The 17,035-nt window shown below is 64.1% G+C and carries 13 protein-coding genes; 8 read left to right on the top strand and 5 right to left on the bottom strand.

All coding sequences use genetic code 11. From position 1 onward, the window contains the following. Positions 1–44 precede the first annotated feature (44 nt). Positions 45–2,435: a phosphoenolpyruvate synthase gene (gene ppsA, locus K226_RS0109370; protein WP_024814559.1), complete on the bottom strand. Its 2,391-nt coding sequence runs from the start codon at positions 2,433–2,435 to the stop codon at positions 45–47. Between the two features lie 194 nt (positions 2,436–2,629). On the opposite strand from ppsA, the gene K226_RS0109365 reads away from it, so the two are divergent. Further along, the gene (locus K226_RS0109365; RefSeq protein WP_024814558.1) at positions 2,630–3,451 is read left to right on the top strand and encodes a pyruvate, water dikinase regulatory protein; all 822 of its coding nucleotides are present in this window, start codon (positions 2,630–2,632) and stop codon (positions 3,449–3,451) included. Between the two features lie 181 nt (positions 3,452–3,632). On the opposite strand, the gene K226_RS0109360 is transcribed toward K226_RS0109365, so the two are convergent. The 3 genes from K226_RS0109360 to ahpC all read right to left on the bottom strand — a co-directional run bounded on the left by K226_RS0109360 (position 3,633) and on the right by ahpC (position 7,486). After that, positions 3,633–4,793 carry a diguanylate cyclase gene (locus tag K226_RS0109360; protein WP_024814557.1) on the bottom strand — a complete coding sequence of 387 codons (1,161 nt, stop codon included), beginning with the start codon at positions 4,791–4,793 and terminating at the stop codon, positions 3,633–3,635. A 392-nt stretch (positions 4,794–5,185) separates the two neighbouring features. Continuing rightward, complete coding sequence (gene ahpF, locus K226_RS0109355; RefSeq protein ID WP_024814556.1) at positions 5,186–6,754, bottom strand: alkyl hydroperoxide reductase subunit F; 1,569 nt, start codon at positions 6,752–6,754, stop codon at positions 5,186–5,188. Positions 6,755–6,922: 168 nt separating this feature from the next. After that, the gene (gene ahpC / locus K226_RS0109350) at positions 6,923–7,486 is read right to left on the bottom strand and encodes an alkyl hydroperoxide reductase subunit C (RefSeq protein ID WP_024814555.1); all 564 of its coding nucleotides are present in this window, start codon (positions 7,484–7,486) and stop codon (positions 6,923–6,925) included. 243 nt (positions 7,487–7,729) lie between these two features. Between ahpC and bfr the strand changes: the two genes are divergently transcribed. The 6 genes from bfr to K226_RS0109320 all read left to right on the top strand — a co-directional run bounded on the left by bfr (position 7,730) and on the right by K226_RS0109320 (position 14,316). Further along, complete coding sequence (gene bfr, locus K226_RS0109345; protein ID WP_024814554.1) at positions 7,730–8,206, top strand: bacterioferritin; 477 nt, start codon at positions 7,730–7,732, stop codon at positions 8,204–8,206. Between the two features lie 129 nt (positions 8,207–8,335). Further along, positions 8,336–9,304 carry an IS1595 family transposase gene (locus K226_RS0109340; RefSeq protein WP_024814553.1) on the top strand — a complete coding sequence of 323 codons (969 nt, stop codon included), beginning with the start codon at positions 8,336–8,338 and terminating at the stop codon, positions 9,302–9,304. A gap of 293 nt (positions 9,305–9,597) precedes the next feature. After that, complete coding sequence (locus K226_RS0109335) at positions 9,598–9,903, top strand: hypothetical protein (protein WP_024814552.1); 306 nt, start codon at positions 9,598–9,600, stop codon at positions 9,901–9,903. Continuing rightward, the gene (locus K226_RS0109330) at positions 9,900–11,657 is read left to right on the top strand and encodes a PepSY domain-containing protein (RefSeq protein WP_024814551.1); all 1,758 of its coding nucleotides are present in this window, start codon (positions 9,900–9,902) and stop codon (positions 11,655–11,657) included. Before K226_RS0109335 ends, K226_RS0109330 begins: the two co-directional genes overlap by 4 nt. Further along, positions 11,654–11,983: a DUF3325 family protein gene (locus K226_RS0109325; protein ID WP_024814550.1), complete on the top strand. Its 330-nt coding sequence runs from the start codon at positions 11,654–11,656 to the stop codon at positions 11,981–11,983. The genes K226_RS0109330 and K226_RS0109325 overlap by 4 nt, the downstream gene beginning before the upstream one ends. A gap of 176 nt (positions 11,984–12,159) precedes the next feature. Then, positions 12,160–14,316 (top strand): TonB-dependent siderophore receptor, encoded by a 2,157-nt coding sequence (locus tag K226_RS0109320; RefSeq protein ID WP_024814549.1) that lies wholly within the window; start codon positions 12,160–12,162, stop codon positions 14,314–14,316. Positions 14,317–14,611: 295 nt separating this feature from the next. Here K226_RS0109320 and K226_RS0109315 read toward each other — a convergent pair whose 3' ends face one another. Next, a complete protein-coding gene (locus K226_RS0109315) occupies positions 14,612–16,537 on the bottom strand; it encodes a radical SAM protein (protein ID WP_024814548.1) in 1,926 nt (641 codons plus the stop codon). 115 nt (positions 16,538–16,652) lie between these two features. Here K226_RS0109315 and K226_RS18840 point away from each other — a divergent pair, with 115 nt between their 5' ends. Further along, a complete protein-coding gene (locus K226_RS18840; RefSeq protein ID WP_024814547.1) occupies positions 16,653–17,012 on the top strand; it encodes a VF530 family DNA-binding protein in 360 nt (119 codons plus the stop codon). The last annotated feature ends 23 nt before the right edge of the window (positions 17,013–17,035 follow it).

Genomic DNA, 17,035 nt, shown 5'->3' with positions numbered 1-17,035 from the left:
GGGTGCTCGCTACCGTGGGTTGACAAAGTGCAGCCCCTGCTCGCTCAGCGTGCGAGTTGCTGCCAGGTGGCGATCACGCTGTCAGGGTTCAGCGAAATCGACGAAATGCCCTCTTTGGCCAGCCACTGCGCAAAGTCAGGGTGATCCGAGGGGCCCTGGCCGCAAATGCCGATGTATTTGCCCTGCGCCAGGCAGGCCTTGATGGCCTGGTGGATCAGCGCCTCGACGGCCGGGTCGCGTTCGTCAAAGTCCTTTGCCAGCAACTCCAGGCCCGAGTCACGGTCCAGGCCCAGGGTGAGCTGGGTCAGGTCGTTGGAACCGATGGAGAAACCGTCGAAGAACTCCAGGAAGCGATCGGCCAGGATGGCATTGCTGGGCACCTCGCACATCATGATGACCTTGAGGTCGTCCTTGCCGCGCTCAAGCCCGTGGGCAGCCAGCAACTTGGTAACGCGCTCGGCCTGGCCCAGTGTGCGCACAAACGGCACCATCACCTGCACGTTGGTCAGGCCCATGTCGTTGCGTACGCGCTTCAAAGCTTCGCATTCCATCGCAAAGGCTTCGCCGAACTCGGTGCTGATGTAGCGCGCTGCACCGCGAAAACCCAGCATCGGGTTTTCTTCCTCGGGCTCGTAACGGCTGCCGCCGATGAGCTTGCGGTATTCATTGCTCTTGAAGTCGGATAAGCGCACGATGACGGGCTTGGGCCAGAAGGCGGCCGCAATGGTGGCCACACCTTCAGCCACCTTGTCTACATAGAAAGCGCGCGGGCTGGCATGACCTCGTGCCACCGATTCCACGGCCTTTTTCAGGTCGTTGTCGATGTTCGGGTAGTCAAGAATGGCCTTGGGGTGCACGCCAATGTTGTTGTTGATGATGAACTCGAGCCGCGCCAGGCCCACGCCCTCATTGGGCAACTGGCAAAAGTCAAACGCCAGTTGCGGGTTGCCCACGTTCATCATGATCTTGGTCTTGATGGCTGGCATCTCGCCGCGCTGCACTTCGGTGATCTCGGTTTCAAGCAGACCGTCATAGATGCGGCCGGTGTCGCCTTCCGAGCAGCTCACCGTGACCAACGTGCCGTCTTTCAGGCGCTCGGTGGCGTCACCGCAGCCCACCACCGCCGGAATGCCCAGCTCGCGGGCAATGATGGCGGCGTGGCAAGTGCGGCCACCGCGGTTGGTGACGATAGCACTGGCGCGCTTCATCACGGGCTCCCAGTTGGGGTCGGTCATGTCGGTCACCAGCACATCGCCGGGCTGCACCTTGTCCATCTCGCTGATGTTGTGCACGATGCGCACGGGGCCGGTGCCGATCTTCTGGCCAATGGCACGGCCTTCGGCCAGCACGGCGCCATGGCCCTTGAGCTTGTAGCGCAGTTCGGCCTGGCCTTTGGCCTGGCTCTTCACCGTTTCAGGGCGGGCCTGCAAGATATAAAGCTGGCCGTCGGTGCCGTCCTTGCCCCATTCGATGTCCATGGGGCGGCCATAGTGCTGTTCAATCACCACGGCATAGTGCGCCAGCAGCTCCACGTCGGCATCGGTGAGCGAATAGCGGTTGCGCTGCTCGGTGGGCACGTCGATGGTCTTGATGAGCTTGCCGGTCTGGGCCTTTTCGTCGGGCGTGGCAAACACCATCTGGATCAGCTTGGACCCCAGATTGCGGCGGATCACCGACTTTTTGCCCGCCTTGAGCATGGGCTTGTGCACATAGAACTCGTCTGGGTTCACGGCGCCCTGCACCACGGTTTCACCCAGGCCGTAGCTGCTGGTGATGAACACCACGTCTTCAAAACCGCTTTCGGTGTCGATGGTGAACATCACACCGGCCGCGCCCAGGTCAGAGCGCACCATGCGCTGCACGCCGGCAGACAGGGCCACCACATCGTGCGCAAAACCCTTGTGCACGCGGTAGCTGATGGCGCGGTCGTTGTAGAGGCTGGCGAAAACCTCCTTCATCTTGTGCAGCACCTCGTCGATGCCATGCACGTTCAGGAAGGTTTCCTGCTGGCCAGCAAAGGATGCGTCGGGCAGGTCTTCGGCCGTGGCGGACGAGCGCACGGCAAACGAGGCAGCCGGGTTGCCTGCGCTCAGTTTGGCGAATTCGTCGGCAATGGCCTTTTGCAGATCGGCCGGGAAAGGCTGGGCCTCGACCATGGCGCGGATCTCGGCGCCCACGGCAGCCAGGGCACGCACGTCTTCGGTGTCGAGCGCGGCCAGCTTGGCGCTGATGCGGTCGGCCAGGCCTTCAAAGGCTAAAAATTCGCGGAACGCATGGGCCGTGGTGGCAAAGCCCGTGGGCACGCGCACGCCGTGCGGCAGCTGCGAGATCATCTCGCCGAGGGAGGCGTTTTTTCCGCCTACCGCCTCGACGTCGGTCATTCTCAGGTTTTCAAACGGTACGACCAGGGCGGTCGGGCTGAAAAGTGCAGACATGGGAGAGCTCCAGAAGTTAAAACCGGGTCTGCGCGCCCGCCCGAAGGGAGCAAGGGGCGAGCGGCCATGCACGGGCTGCAGCTTTGTCGTAGTGGTTGTTGGCCGACCGGGTGCATGGTGAGAATTGGATAATTGTCACAATTGTAGGCCTGCCGCACTGGCGACAGGCTGACGTCCTGAAAGGCCCCTCTTCCATGCACTCGCGCACCGTATTCTTTGTGTCTGACGGCACCGGTATCACCGCCGAAACTTTCGGCAACGCCATCCTGGCCCAGTTCGAGTTGGTGCCGCGCCGCGTGCGCCTGCCGTTCGTGGACACCGTGGACAAGGCCCACCAGGCGGTGCGCCAGATCAACCACACCGCCGAACTGGAAGGCAAGAAACCGGTGGTGTTCACCACGCTGGTCAACATGGAGGTGCTCAAAGTCATCCAGGAGGGCTGCAAAGGCATGCTGCTGGACATGTTTGGCACCTTCGTGCACCCACTGGAGGAAGAGCTGGGAATCAAGTCGCACCACCGGGTGGGGCGCTTCTCGGATGTGAGCCGCAGCAAGGAATACACCGACCGCATCGAAGCCATCAATTTCAGCCTGGCGCACGACGATGGCCAAAGCCACCGCGACCTGGCGGGCGCCGACGTGATCCTGGTGGGCGTAAGCCGCAGCGGCAAAACTCCCACCAGTCTCTACCTGGCCATGCAGCATGGCCTGAAGGCCGCCAACTACCCGCTGATCCCCGAAGACTTTGACCGCCGTCAGCTGCCACCGGCGCTGATGGAGTTTCGCAAAAAGATCTTTGGCCTGACCATCAGCCCCGAGCGGCTGTCCGAGATTCGCAGCGAACGCCGACCCGAATCGCGCTATGCCAGCCTGCAAAACTGCCGCCACGAGGTGGCCGAAGCCGAGGCCATGATGCGCCGCGCTGGCATCCGCTGGCTGTCTACCACCACCAAATCCATCGAAGAAATCGCCACCACCATCCTGCAAGAGCTGCAGCCGGACCGGCTGATCTACTGATGCGGCGGCGCCCGCAAGGGGCGCCCATTGACCGGGGCGACATGCGAAAAACTGCATGGTGCGCGTGTGCTGCGCCCACTATACAAATCCGGGAAAATTTAGAACAAATTCGGCCTTAGGCCGCGCCCATTAAGCGCTAACAGCTATTAATTAAGGAGTTTTTTGCAACCTGCGTGCCCGTTCATGCAGGGGCCGGTTCGATCCGGTTGCGTCCAGCGGCTTTGCCCCGGTAAAGGGCGGCGTCGGCTTCTCGCATGGCGTCCTCCAAGACATGTGCACTGGCGAAGGGGTGTGAAACCCCAATCGTGATCGTGCAGTGCAGTGGATGGTCGGAGCCAGTCATCTTGATGGCTTGATTTTCGATGGCTGCGCGTAAGCGCTCAGCCAAGTGCATGACGCCCAGAATGTCTGTGTCCAGGCAGACGACAACAAACTCTTCGCCACCAATACGGGCTGCCAGGTCGCCACCACGCACAGTGGCACCAAGTACCTCCGCCACCTGGCACAAAACGGCGTCTCCGACTTGGTGGCCATAGGTATCGTTGATGCGTTTGAAGTGGTCGACGTCAACCATCAGCAAGTGCGCAGGCACTGCCTTGCGGGAGGTGAAATACCGTTGCAGCGCTTCTGTCAGTCCCCGGCGGTTAAGCAACTGTGTCATGGGGTCACGCGCAGCCATGTCACGCAGGTCATCGGTCAAGCGGCGCAGTACCAGCCAAATGATCGATGGCGGCAACACCGTTGCCAGGGATGACATGTAGATGTAGAACACCAGCTGAAAATTGCTGTCCATGTGCAGTGCATTCAAACCGCCATCCACAAGCTTCATGAACTTGAGCGCGTTGAGTACGCAAATGCCGCTGATCAAGACGGCAAAAAATATCATCTCCCCATACAAATCCTTGGCAAATGTGCGCACGCCATAGACCACGGTGATGACCATGGCCAAGAAAAGCAGTGCAGACATGCCTGAGAGCATGGCGTAGCGGGCCACCGGGCCCAGGCTCCATTGCACCAACACCTGCGCGGCGCTGTAGGTCACGGCGACTGCAAGCAGTGGACGCCACAAAGGGACGGAGTGCCCAAAAAACCGCATGGCGCCCAGCCAGTAAGCCACCGGGGAGGCGAGCGTGAAGGTGTGGTTGACAACGCTCACCAGGCTCCAGGCGGGGCCGCCTTCAGCCAATTGCAGCACATAGGCAGAACCCAAAAGAAGGTTGCCCATCGCAAAAAAGTCCATCCCCATCTTTTTGCCGTGCAGGCGTTTGCTAACGAGCCAAAACATCACCGAAAAGCACAGCAGGTGTGCGCACAGCATGCCGACGAGAATGTTTGCAACCATGTTGATGTTGGAAGGTGGGAGCAGACGGTCTAGGCAAAAACCTGCGCTACACCACTGCTTAGAGACGGGTCAAAAACGATGCGATTGCCGATCAGTGTAACTATCGGTAATAACGAAGGGCGGCGCGGGTTGAACGATCTGCATGCGGACTCCAGGTCTGCTGATTGCGGCGTCGGCTGACCAACACAGCAAGGGTCGGTATTGACCAGAGGCTGTAAAAAGCTTGAACCGATCCACCCAAAAAGCACTGATCGGCTGCTCTTGGCCGAAACCTGGCCTTCCCTGCATACAAAACAAAATCGGCAGGGCTGTTTGCACAGCCCCGCCGCTTTTAATTTGATAGCTGCCAGCGCTTACCCGATAATCGCTACAGCCATATTTGATCTAAAAACTCAAGCCGATACGCCGCTGCGGATCAGGTGGTCAAACGCGCTCAGCGCGGCCGTGGCGCCAGCGCCGGCGGCAATCACGATCTGCTTGTAGGGCACGGTGGTGCAGTCGCCGGCAGCAAACACGCCGGGCACGTTGGTGTGGCCCTTGGCGTCGATCTCGATCTCGCCAAACTTGCTCAAGTTGACTGTGCCCTTGAGCCAGTCGGTGTTGGGCACCAGGCCGATCTGCACAAACACGCCTTCCAGCGGCACCAGGTGTTCCTGGCCGGTAGCGCGGTCCTTGAACTTCAGGCCGTTCACCTTGCCGTCGGCGCCGGTGATTTCGGTGGTCTGCGCGTTGGTGTGGATGGTGACGTTGGGCAGGCTCTTGAGTTTATTCACCAGCACGGCGTCGGCCTTGAGCTGGTCGGCAAATTCCACCAGCGTGACGTGAGCCACCACACCGGCCAGGTCGATGGCGGCCTCGACACCCGAGTTGCCGCCGCCAATCACCGACACGCGCTTGCCCTTGAACAGCGGGCCGTCGCAGTGCGGGCAGTAGGCCACGCCCTTGTTCTTGTACTCGGCTTCGCCGGGCACGTTGACGTTGCGCCAGCGCGCGCCGGTGGAGAGGATCACGGTCTTGGACTTGAGCGAGCCGCCGTTGGCCAGCTTCACCTCGATCAGACCACCGGGCTCGGTGGCGGGGATCAGGCGCTCGGCCAGTTGCAGGTTCATGATGTCCACGTTGTAGGCGCGGGTGTGGGCTTCGAGGGCGGCGGCAAACTTGGGGCCGTCAGTTTCGAGCACCGAGATGTAGTTTTCGATGCCCAGGGTGTCGTTCACCTGGCCGCCAAAGCGCTCGGCGGCCACGCCAGTGCGAATGCCTTTGCGGGCGGCGTACACGGCAGCGGCAGCGCCGGCGGGGCCACCACCGATGATCAGCACGTCAAAGGCTTCCTTGGCGCTGAGCTTGGCTGCCTCTTTGGCGGCGGCGCCGGTGTCGATCTTGGCAACGATTTCTTCGAGCAGCATGCGGCCCGAGCCGAACACTTGGCCGTTCAGGAACACCATGGGCACGGCCATGACTTCGCGGCGGTTCACTTCTTCCTGGAAGGCGCCGCCTTCAATTACGGTGGTCTTGATGCGCGGGTTGCGGATGGCCATGAGGCTCAGCGCCTGCACCACGTCGGGGCAGTTGTGGCAACTCAGGCTCATGTAGACCTCGAAGTTGAAGTCGCCTTCGAGCGCGTCGATCTGGTCGAGCACTTCCTGCTCGGCCTTGGGTGGGTGGCCGCCCGTCCACAGCAGCGCCAGCACGAGGGACGTGAATTCATGGCCCAGCGGCAGGCCGGCAAAGCGCAGCTGGCTGGTGCTGCCCACGCGCTGCAGCGAGAACGAAGGCTTGCGCGCGTCGTTGCCGTCAGTGCGCAGGGTGATCTTGTCGCTGCGCAGCGACTGGATGGTTTGCAGCAGCTCCAGCATTTCGCGGGAGGTGTCGCTGTCGTTCAGGGATGCCACCAGCTCGAACGGCTGCTGCACGCGCTCCAGGTATGCAGAGAGTTGGGTCTTGAGTTGGTCGTCGAGCATGGTGGTGTCCTTATAGATTCGAGTTGTGGGGGAAATGTGTTCGGGCCGCTTTTGGCGCCCTTTGCACGAAATACCGGGCGTAAAAAAGCCGGACGGCATGGCGCGGGCGCCACGGCGTGGTCCGGTTTGGGAGCGCCGGGGCGCTCCGCCGTCAAATGGTTGGGTGGCTTAGATCTTGCCGACCAGGTCCAGCGATGGAGCCAGGGTCTTGGCGCCTTCATTCCACTTGGCGGGGCACACTTCGCCAGGATGCGCTGCGGTGTACTGGGCTGCCTTGAGCTTGCGCAGGGTTTCCTTCACATCGCGGGCGATTTCGTTGGAATGCACTTCCATGGTCTTGATGATGCCATCGGGGTTGATGATGAAGGTGCCGCGCAGTGCCAGGCCTTCTTCTTCGATGTGCACGTCAAAGGCGCGGGTCAGCTGGTGCGTGGGGTCGCCCACCAGAGGGAACTTGGCCTTGCCCACGGCGGGGGAGGTTTCGTGCCACACCTTGTGCGAGAAATGCGTGTCGGTGGTAACGATGTACACCTCGGTGCCGGCCTTCTGGAACTCGGGGTAGTTGTCAGCAGCGTCTTCGACTTCGGTGGGGCAGTTGAAGGTGAAGGCAGCGGGCATGAAGATCACGACCGACCACTTGCCCTTGAGGCTTTCTTCGGTGACGGTGATGAACTTGCCGTTGTGGAAAGCTTCGGTCTTGAAGGGCTGAACTTGCGTGTTGATCAGGGACATTGCTGTTTCCTTAGTGGTTGGTTGACTGAACAGGGCTGAAGTTTAGGTTTTTTCGACCAATGAATCCAATGAATTGAATTCATTGAATCAATTGAGTATTGCTATTTCGTGACAAATCTGTCCGCCTGTCTGCCTGTGCAAGCGCAGGCCGCCAACGGCAGCGCGCCCCGCGCAAGGGCTTGGGTTGCGCAGTGGGTGTGGCGTCGCGACAATGGGGGCCGAACCAACACACAAGGAATCTTCATGAAGGGTGACGCACAAGTCATTGGCCATCTGCAGGCCCAGCTCAAGAACGAGCTCACGGCCATCAACCAGTATTTTTTGCACTACCGCATGCTCAAGCACTGGGGCTTCGACAAGCTGGCCAAGAAGGAATATTCCGAATCCATCGGCGAGATGAAGCACGCCGACTGGCTGATGGACCGCATCTTCATGCTCGACGGCCTGCCCAACCTGCAGGACCTGGCCAAGATCCAGGTGGGCGAAGACGTGCCCGAAATTCTGGCCTGTGACCTGAGTGCCGAGCAAGGTGCCCAGGCCACCATCAAGGACGGCATTGCCCATTGCGAAACCGTGCGCGACTATGTCTCGCGCGACCTGCTGCAAAAGATCCTGGATGACACCGAGGAGCACATCGACTTCCTTGAAACCCAGATCGACCTGATCGCCAAGGTAGGCCTGCCCAACTATCTGCAATCGCAGATGGGTGAAGTGGAATAAGCGACGGGGCAGCAGCGCACCACACCACGGGCCTTCGGCCCGTTTTTTTAGGCTCTGTTCTCGTTAAGTATTGAACTGCATTCCAGCCTTGAACTCCAACGGTTTGTGTAAGACGGCCGGGAGAATGCGATGGACACACGCGACTTTGAGCAATTGCTCGTCATGTTGGGCCGATTGACGCGCGGCCAGCGCGAAAAGGTTCAGCTGGCACTCAATCGGCTGCCGCTATCCGAGCAGACCGTACAAATTATTCAGACACGCCTGGCCAGCGGTGCATCCTGCCCCCATTGCGGGGCGACGCACCTGCACCGCTACGGCCAGGCCCATGGCCTGCAGCGCTATCGCTGCACGGCTTGCAGCAAGACCTTCAACGCCCTGACGGGAACCCCACTGGCGCGTCTGCGCCACAAGGCCAAGTGGCTCGATTATTTGCAGTGCATGCTCGACTCCCAGACGATTCGCCAGGCGGCACAGGCCAGCGGGGTTCATCGCAATACGAGCTTTCGCTGGCGGCATCGCTTCTTGAAATGGGCCAAGGACGACCGGCCCACGCCTTTGCACGGCATCACCGAGGCCGACGAGACTTATCTGCTCGAATCGGACAAGGGGGCGCGCAAACTCAATCGGGCTGCCCGCAAGCGCGGCAGGGCGGCCACCAAACGGGGACTTTCGAGCGAGCAGGTCTGTGTACTGATCGCCCGCGACCGCACGGGGCAAACGCTGGACTTCGTGACCGGCAAGGGTCCGGTGACCAAGGCCCAATTGCGCGCATGTCTGCAGCCCGTGCTCGATGACGATGTGCTGCTGGTCAGCGATGCCAACGCCACCTACCACTACTTTGCTGCCGATGCCGGTATCACCCACGAATCGGTCAATCTTTCCGCCGGTGTTCGCGTCAAGGGGGCGTTTCACGTGCAGAACGTCAACGCCTATCACAGTCGCCTGCACCAATGGCTCGCCCGCTTTCACGGCGTGGCCACCCGCTACCTGCCCAACTACCTCGGCTGGCGACGTGCCCTGGACACCAACCGCCTGCCTACCCCGCAAACCTTGTTGCGCGCCGCTATCGGAGTTTTTCCAAACTTAACGATGACATAGCCTTTTTTTACGCCTGGGACGGGCAAGGAAAGGCGTGCAGGCTGTTGCAACAGCGCATCAACTGCTGCAAAGCCTCATTGCACAAATGAGAATCAATATCAAAACAGATACAATCCACGGAGATTTTCCTCCTTCTTAGCCAGCCAGCATTGCCGGGCCATGCCCTCGTTGCAGCCAGCGTTTTTTCCGAAACCTGACTGAAACCCCGCCATGCCGCATCGCCCTCGCCATTGCATCCAACCCCGCCCGTGTCTGGCGGAACGTGCCGGTTCGCAGCCCCTGTTCGCACAGCCATGAAGGCGGCACGCGTGGACGGGCGTTATCGCCTTGCTGTCGCCCTGCGCACCCTTGCCGCTGCCGCCGGGGGGTATGCCGTGGCGGCGGCCTTGGCCGCGGCGCTGTCGCTGGCCCTGATCGCGCACATGCCGCGCGTCGAAGCCGTGCTGGTGGCCACCATGCTGTCGTGGCTGGCCTATGCCGCAGCGGCTGGCTGGGCGTTTTATGCGCGCACCATCTGGGGCGCCTGGGGCGGTACGCTGGCGCCGGCCATGGTGCTGGGCGCCCTGGCCCTGGCGCCGCGCTGGATGGGGGCGGCATGACGACACCGGCCCCTTCCGCCCCTGCGCCGAAGTTGCGCACCGCGCCCCAACCCGCCCAGGCACCTGCCGAGCGCGAGGGCTTTCGGCAAGCCATGGCATGGCTGCACACCTGGGCCGGGCTGGTGCTGGGCTGGCTGCTGTTTGCGATCTTCCTCACCGGCACGCTGTCGTTCTTCCGGGCCGAATTCAGCCAATGGATGCGCCCCGAACTGCACGGCCTGCCACCCGCCGACGCCCAGGTGGCCGACAAGGCCCTGGCCGCACTGCAGCGCGAGGTGCCCGACGTGACGCAGTGGATCCTGCGCCTGCCCGACGAGCGCCAGCGCCCCGTCTCGCTGCTCTGGCGCAGCGCGGCCCAGCCCCGCTTCGAGGCCCTGCTCATGCACCCGCAGACGGGCGAAAAGCTCGCGGCCCGCGACACCATGGGGGGCGACTTCTTCTACCGCTTCCATTACGAACTGCGCACCGCATCCAAGGGCCGGTGGGCGGTCGAAGGCCGCTGGGTGGTGGGCGGCGCCACGCTGCTGATGTTCATCGCACTGCTCACGGGCATCGTCACGCACCGGCGCATCTTCAAGGACTTCTTCACCTTCCGCCCCGGCAAGGGCGGACAACGTGCGTGGCTGGACGCACACAACGTCACCGGCGTGCTGGTGCTGCCGTTCTACCTGCTCATCACCTTCAGCGGACTGATGATCTTTCACACGCTGTACATGTCGGCAGGCATAGCGGCCGCCTACCCCGGCGCCAAGGGCGGTGCCGGCACCGACACGCAGGCCTACTTCGCCGATCTGCAGGGCGAGCAACCCGGGCGCCGTGCGCGCCGCCAACCGGGCGATCAGGTCGAGCCTCTGCCGCCCCTGGTGCTCGCCCCCCTGCTCGCCACCGCCAGCGCCCATTGGGATGGCGGGCGCCTCGGCGCCATCGAGGCCCGGCGCGATGCCACGGGCCGTGCCGTGGTGCAGATCAGCCGCCACGAAAGCGACCGCCTGCAATACCGCCCGGCCCGCTTGCTGCTCGACGCCGCCACCGGCCAGGTGCTAGAGCAGGCCGATCCGGCCAGCCCCGCCCTCAAGACCTATGGCGTGCTTTACGGCCTGCACATGGCCCGCTTTGCAAGCCCCGGCCTGCGCTGGACCCTGCTGGGTTTGGGCCTGATGGGCAGTCTGATGATTGCCACCGGGCTGGTACTGTGGTCGGTCAAGCGCCGCTCGCAGGCCTTGCGCAAAAATGCGTCGGCCCGGTTTTCGCACGGCGAGCGGCTGGTCGCCAGCCTGAACATGGCCACGCTGGCGGGGCTGCCCCTGGCCTGTGGCGTGCTGCTGGCGGCCAACCGCCTGCTGCCCCTGGCCACACCCAACCGGCCCGATGCCGAGCTGGCCTGGTTCTTCGGCGCCTGGGGTTGCGCCTTGCTGGCGGCACTGCTGTGCCCAAGGCGCCAGGGCTGGGCCGTGCTGCTGGCGCTGGCCGGTGCCGTGTGGGCGGCGCTGCCCCTGCTCAACGCCTTGACGAGCAGCGCGCACCTGGGCGTCACGCTGCCTGCCAGCGACTGGACCTGGGCCGGCATGGACCTGGCGTTCCTGGCCGTCGGCGCGCTGCTCGGCACCTTGGCCTGGCGTCTGTGGCCGCCCGCGGTACGGCCGCGCACTGCAGCCGCACCATGGGCCAGGGCCCGCAGCTCTGGCATGGCCACGCCCCCGGCGCTGCCCGCCCCAAGCCCGGTCCGCCACCCGTTGCCGGGGTTGAACCCATGAGCGCCTTTCTGCTGTGTTTTGCCGCCTGGACCGCACTGGCGCTGGGCATGGACCGCCACCATGCGCACGCGCGGGGCCGCGATGCGTCGTTGCGGCAGTTGCAGGGCCTGCGCGGCGGTGGCTGGCTGCTGTTGCTGCTGTCGCTCGGGCTTGCCGTGCGGTCGGGCAGCGGCCCCGCATCGCTGGCGGTGACCGCCTGGGCCGTGGCACTGTCGCTGGCGGCCCTCGCGGTGACCGCCGTTCTCACCTGGTGGCCCCGCCAACTGGCCGGGCTGGCGCAACGGGTGTTCTGCGCCGGTGTGCTGGCTGCGGCCGGAGGTTGGTGATGGGCTTTTCCATGCGCTCCAGCGGCGGCTGCCGCCCAGGCTCCTAGCGCCCGCAGCGGTGCGGGCAATGCCAGCACTTCCACCCCGTTTTTCAACACCACCCCCCGCAAGCCCGCTGCCCCGCAGCCGCCAGCCAGGCCCGTGCTGTTTCCCGCTTTTTTTCTTGAAGGAAACCCATGCGCTCTTCGCTCTCTCTTGCCCTCACGCCCCTGGCCGCTGCCGCACTGGCCGCACTGGCCCAGCCCGTCTTCGCCCAGACACCTGCGTCCGCCACGCCACCCCAAGCCCTGGGTGAAATCACCATCCGGTCGTCGGCGGACGACGACGCCTATTCGCCGGCCACCAGCAGCACCGCCACCAAGGGCAGCGCGCCGCTGCGCGACGTGCCGCAGGCCGTGAACGTGGTGCCCGGAAAGTTGCTGCGCGACCAGGGCGCGCGCTCGATGGAAGACGCGCTGCGCAACGTGCCCGGCGTCGCCATGAGCCATGGCGACGGCCAGCGCGACCAGGTGGTGATCCGCGGCTTCACGGCCATTGCCGACCAGTTCGTGGACGGCGTGCGTGACGACGCGCTGTACTTCCGCGACCTGGCCGACATCGAACGCGTGGAGGTGCTCAAGGGCCCGGCGGCCGTGCTGTATGGGCGCGGCTCATCGGGCGGCCTGATCAACCGCGTGACCAAGAAGCCGAAGTTCGGCGAAACCTCGGGCGAGGCCACGCTAGGCCTGGGCAGCTTCGATTACCGCCGCGCCACGGCGGACGTGAATCTGGGCATCAACGACGCCGCCGCCTTCCGCCTGAACATGGCGGCAGAAGACTCGGGCAGCTACCGCGACCAGCAGTTCGTCAAGCGCTACAACTTTGCGCCGTCGCTGGCGCTCAAGCTGGCGGCGCAGACCGAGCTGCTGCTGCAGTACACCAACGCCCGCGACAAGCGCCTGACCGACTTCGGCATCCCCGCGCTGAACGGCCGCCCCGTGGATGTGCCCGCCAGCACCTACTACGGCTCGCGCAACGCCGCGCAGGACGACACCACCACCAGCACCATCCAGTCGTTTGCGGCCACGCTGAACCACCGCTTCAACGACGACTGGTCGGTGCGCAACGTCACGCGCGCCTACGACTACGCGCTCGACCGCTACAACACCCTGCCCGGCGGCACCACCAACCCGGTGGATATGACCGTGGGGCGCACCCGCTCGTTCATCCTGCGCGACGAAACAGGCCTGTTCAACCAGACCGACGTGACCTGGCGCAACCAGCTCGGCGGCCTGAAGCAGGAATGGCTGATGGGCATGGAGCTGGGCCAGCAGAAGAAGCGCGCGGAATCCGTTTCGGGCGGTGCCGACCGTGTGTCCATCCTGAACCCGGCCGGCGTGGCCGCACCGGTGATTCCGGCGGCCAAGTACGCTGCCGACAGCGCCATCCCCAGCCATACCACGCAGGACACGGCGGCGCTGTACTGGCAGGACCAGATCACGCTGGCGCCCCAGTGGAAGGCACTGGTGGGCGCGCGCTACGACGTGTTCCGGCAGCAGACCACGTTTGACCGCAAGCTCTCCGCGCTGTCGCGCACCGACAAGAAGTTCAGCCCCCGCGCCGGCCTGGTGTGGCAGCCCAGCGACGCGGTGTCGTACTACGTGTCCTACAGCAAGTCGTTCCAGCCTTCGGCAGAGACTTTTGCGCTGGCCGCCAACAACACCGCCAACGAACCCGAGATCACGCAGAACAAGGAAATCGGCGTGAAGCTCGACCTGCTCGACGGCCGCCTGAACGTGACCGGCGCCCTCTTCAACCTCGAGCGCAGCAACATCAAGAACACCGACCCGGCCAACCCATCACGACAGATCAACGTGGGCACGCAGCGCACCAACGGCTTCGAGCTGACCGCCAACGGCCGGCTGCCGGGCCGCTGGGACGTGAGCGCGGGCTATGCCTATCTGGACGGGCGCATGACGAAGTCGCTGGCCACCACGGGTTCGCTGCAGCTGCCCACCGCCGCCATTGCGGCGCAGGGCAAGGTGCCGGCGCTTACCCCGCGCAACTCGGCCTTCCTGTGGGCCATGAAAGACCTGGGCCATGGCCTGCGCCTGGGCGGCGGCCTGAACCATGTGGGTGCGCGTTTCACCTCGCTGACCAACCTGGTCACGCTGCCGGCCTACACCACCGTGGACGCGGCGCTGCAGTACACGCTGGGTGCGTGGGATGTGGACCTGAACGTAAAAAACCTCGCGAACCGCAAATACTACGTGTCGGCCCACGGCAGCAACGACAACCTGATCCTGCCCGGCTCGCCGCGCTCGGTGCAGGTGACGTTGCGCCGGCATTTCTGAGGCACTGGAGCGCTTTCAAGGTGTTTTTGCACGGTAGCGCTTGTGCTGCCGGCGCAGGCGGCTATCCATCAAAGGGCATCGCGTCACGCGGGTTCCGGACCGACGCGGCCCATGCGCTGGCGGCGAGGGCCGCTGCACGACAAGGGGCGTGGGGGGGGGGGCTTCCGGGCGCCATCGGCTCCCAAGACGTGCCGCCGACCCGCTGGTGGCTTGGCAATCCACGGCGCCCTGCGATGCCGGCATTGCCCCGGCGGGACGGCGGCAATGGACCTGGGGGCCACCACGCCGGCCGGGCTTACCCGCGCTCGCGCAGCGCCCGCTCGATGCGGTGGCGCGCCACGGTGGTCTTGGGCACCTTGAAGGGGAACCAGCTGCGCACGTCTTCTTCGAGCCCGATGCCGTGCATGTAGTTGTAGATGGCCTTCTTGAGCGCGCCGCCCAGGGCATCGTGGTCCACGCCGGTGGGGTCGTGAAAGCCGATGTCGTTCTTGGCAAAGCTCACGGGCGGCAAAGGCTGCAAGGTCACGCCGTAATCTTCGGGGTGCTGGCCCACGGGTGAGTGCACCGTGCAGGCAAAGCGGTGGAAAAACCCGCTTTGAATGCAGCCATTGGCAAACAGCTGGCGCACGTATTCCAGCGCATCCACGGTGTCCTGCACCGTCTGCGTGGGAAATCCATACATCAGGTAGGCGTGCACCAGAATGCCCGCATCGGTGAAAGCACGCGTCACGCGCGCCACCTGGTCCACCGACACGCCCTTTTTCATCAGGCCCAGCAGCCGGTCGGAAGCCACCTCCAGCCCGCCCGAAATGGCGATGCAGCCGCTGTCGGCCAGCAGGTTGCACAGCTCGGGGCTGAAGGTTTTCTCGAACCGAATGTTGCCCCACCACGAGATGCCGGCATTGCGCGCGATGAGTTCGGTGGCCAGCGCCTTCAGCGCCTTGGGTGGCGCGGCTTCATCGACAAAGTGAAACCCGGTCTGCCCGGTTTCGCGCACTATTTGTGCGATGCGGTCGGCCAGCACGGTGGCCGAGGCGCCTTCGTAGCGGCCGATGTAGTCCAGACTCACGTCGCAAAAACTGCACTTTTTCCAGTAGCAGCCATGGGCCACGGTGAGCTTGTTCCAGCGCCCGTCGCTCCACAGCCGGTGCATGGGGTTGAGCATGTCGAGCAATGAAAGATACCGGTCGAGCGGCAGGCCGTCCCAGGTGGGCGTGCCCACCTCGGCAAAGGCGATGTCGGCTTCCATCATGTTGATGTACTGCACGGCGCCCGCGTCATCGCCACCTTCAGCGCGCACAAAGGTGCGCACCAGCCGCTGGCGGCCACGCTGGCCCTGCAGGTGTTCCAGCAGCGCCAGCAAAGGGCGCTCGCCGGCATCCAGCGTCACGTAATCAAAGTAGTCAAACACGCGCGGCTCGGTCAGCTCGCGCAGTTCGGTGTTGACAAAACCACCGCCCAGCACCGTCACGATGTGCGGGTGCTGCGCCTTGATGGTCTGCGCAATGCGAAAGGCCGCATAGGCCGACCCAGGAAACGGCACCGACAGCAGCACCACGGTGGGCGCATGGCGCTCGATGGCAGCCAGGGTCAAATCGCGCAGCGTTTCATCCACCAGGTTGGGCGCCGCCGCCAGCGCCTGGGCCAGCGGCTCAAAGGTGGGCTGGCTACCTGCCAGCGACTCGGCGTAGCGCACAAACTCAAAGCGCGGGTCCACCGCATCGCGCAGCACATCGGCCAGGTCGTTCAGGTACAGCGTGGCCAGGTGCTTGGCCCGGTCGTGCAGGCCCAGGGCGCCAAAGGCCCAGCCCAGCGGGTCGCCGCCCTCGTCGTCCACATACACATCCAGCGACTCAAAGCGCGGCCCTTCGGGCAAGAAATTGCGGCCCACAATGCGGTGCGCCAGCGTGGAATCGCGCCCCTGCAAAAAGGCAATGGCGGGCGCGATGGTGGCCAGGTAGCGACCCTGCTGCGCCGCAAAGCTTTGCACCGCAGGGCTGTGCTTTTGGGGGGGCATCGCCTCGACCTGGGCAGCCACCGCGCGCAGGCCTTGCGGCGACAGCAGTTGCAGCACCAGCGCCAGCGCCAGGTCTTCCTGCACTGCAGCCACCCCGCGCGAGCGCAGAAACCCCGTGAGGTACGCGGTGGACGGGTAAGGGGTGTTGAGCTGCGTCATCGGCGGGATGACGGACAGGACGCGAAGTGGAGGCTGGGCGGACATGAAGAATTGAACCGGGTGACCGCCAGTGCAGGACGGGTGCTGGGGCGGGTGCTGATTATCGGCGCCCGCACCCAATGCCGCATCCCGGCCCCGCAATCGCCTTATGCTTGCGGCCATGAATGCCCACGAGCCAAGCCTTCCAAAGTCCGCCCCCGAGACACCTTCCAACCCGGGCGCTGCGCCGGCGAACGCGCCCATAGACGCACCCATCGATGCGCCAGCAGACGCCCGCCCCAAGCAGGCGCACAACCCGCTGCACGGTGTGACGCTGGAGGCCATGGTGGTGGGGCTGGCCGACTATTTCGGCTGGCAGGAGCTGGGCGAGCGCATTCCGGTGCGCTGCTTTCAAAGCGACCCCAGCGTGTCATCAAGCCTGAAGTTTTTACGCAAAACACCGTGGGCGCGTGAAAAGGTCGAGAGCCTTTATCTTTTCATGCTGCGCGACCAGCGGCGCAACGCGCGGGACGGCGACTAGCCGCACAGCACGACACACGGCCA

It is taken from the genome of Acidovorax sp. JHL-3 (assembly GCF_000526295.1).
Taxonomy (GTDB): Bacteria; Pseudomonadota; Gammaproteobacteria; order Burkholderiales; family Burkholderiaceae_C; genus Acidovorax; species Acidovorax defluvii.
The sequence above is the reverse complement of the archived record's forward strand: the minus strand, read 5'-3'. Positions and strand labels throughout refer to the sequence as shown.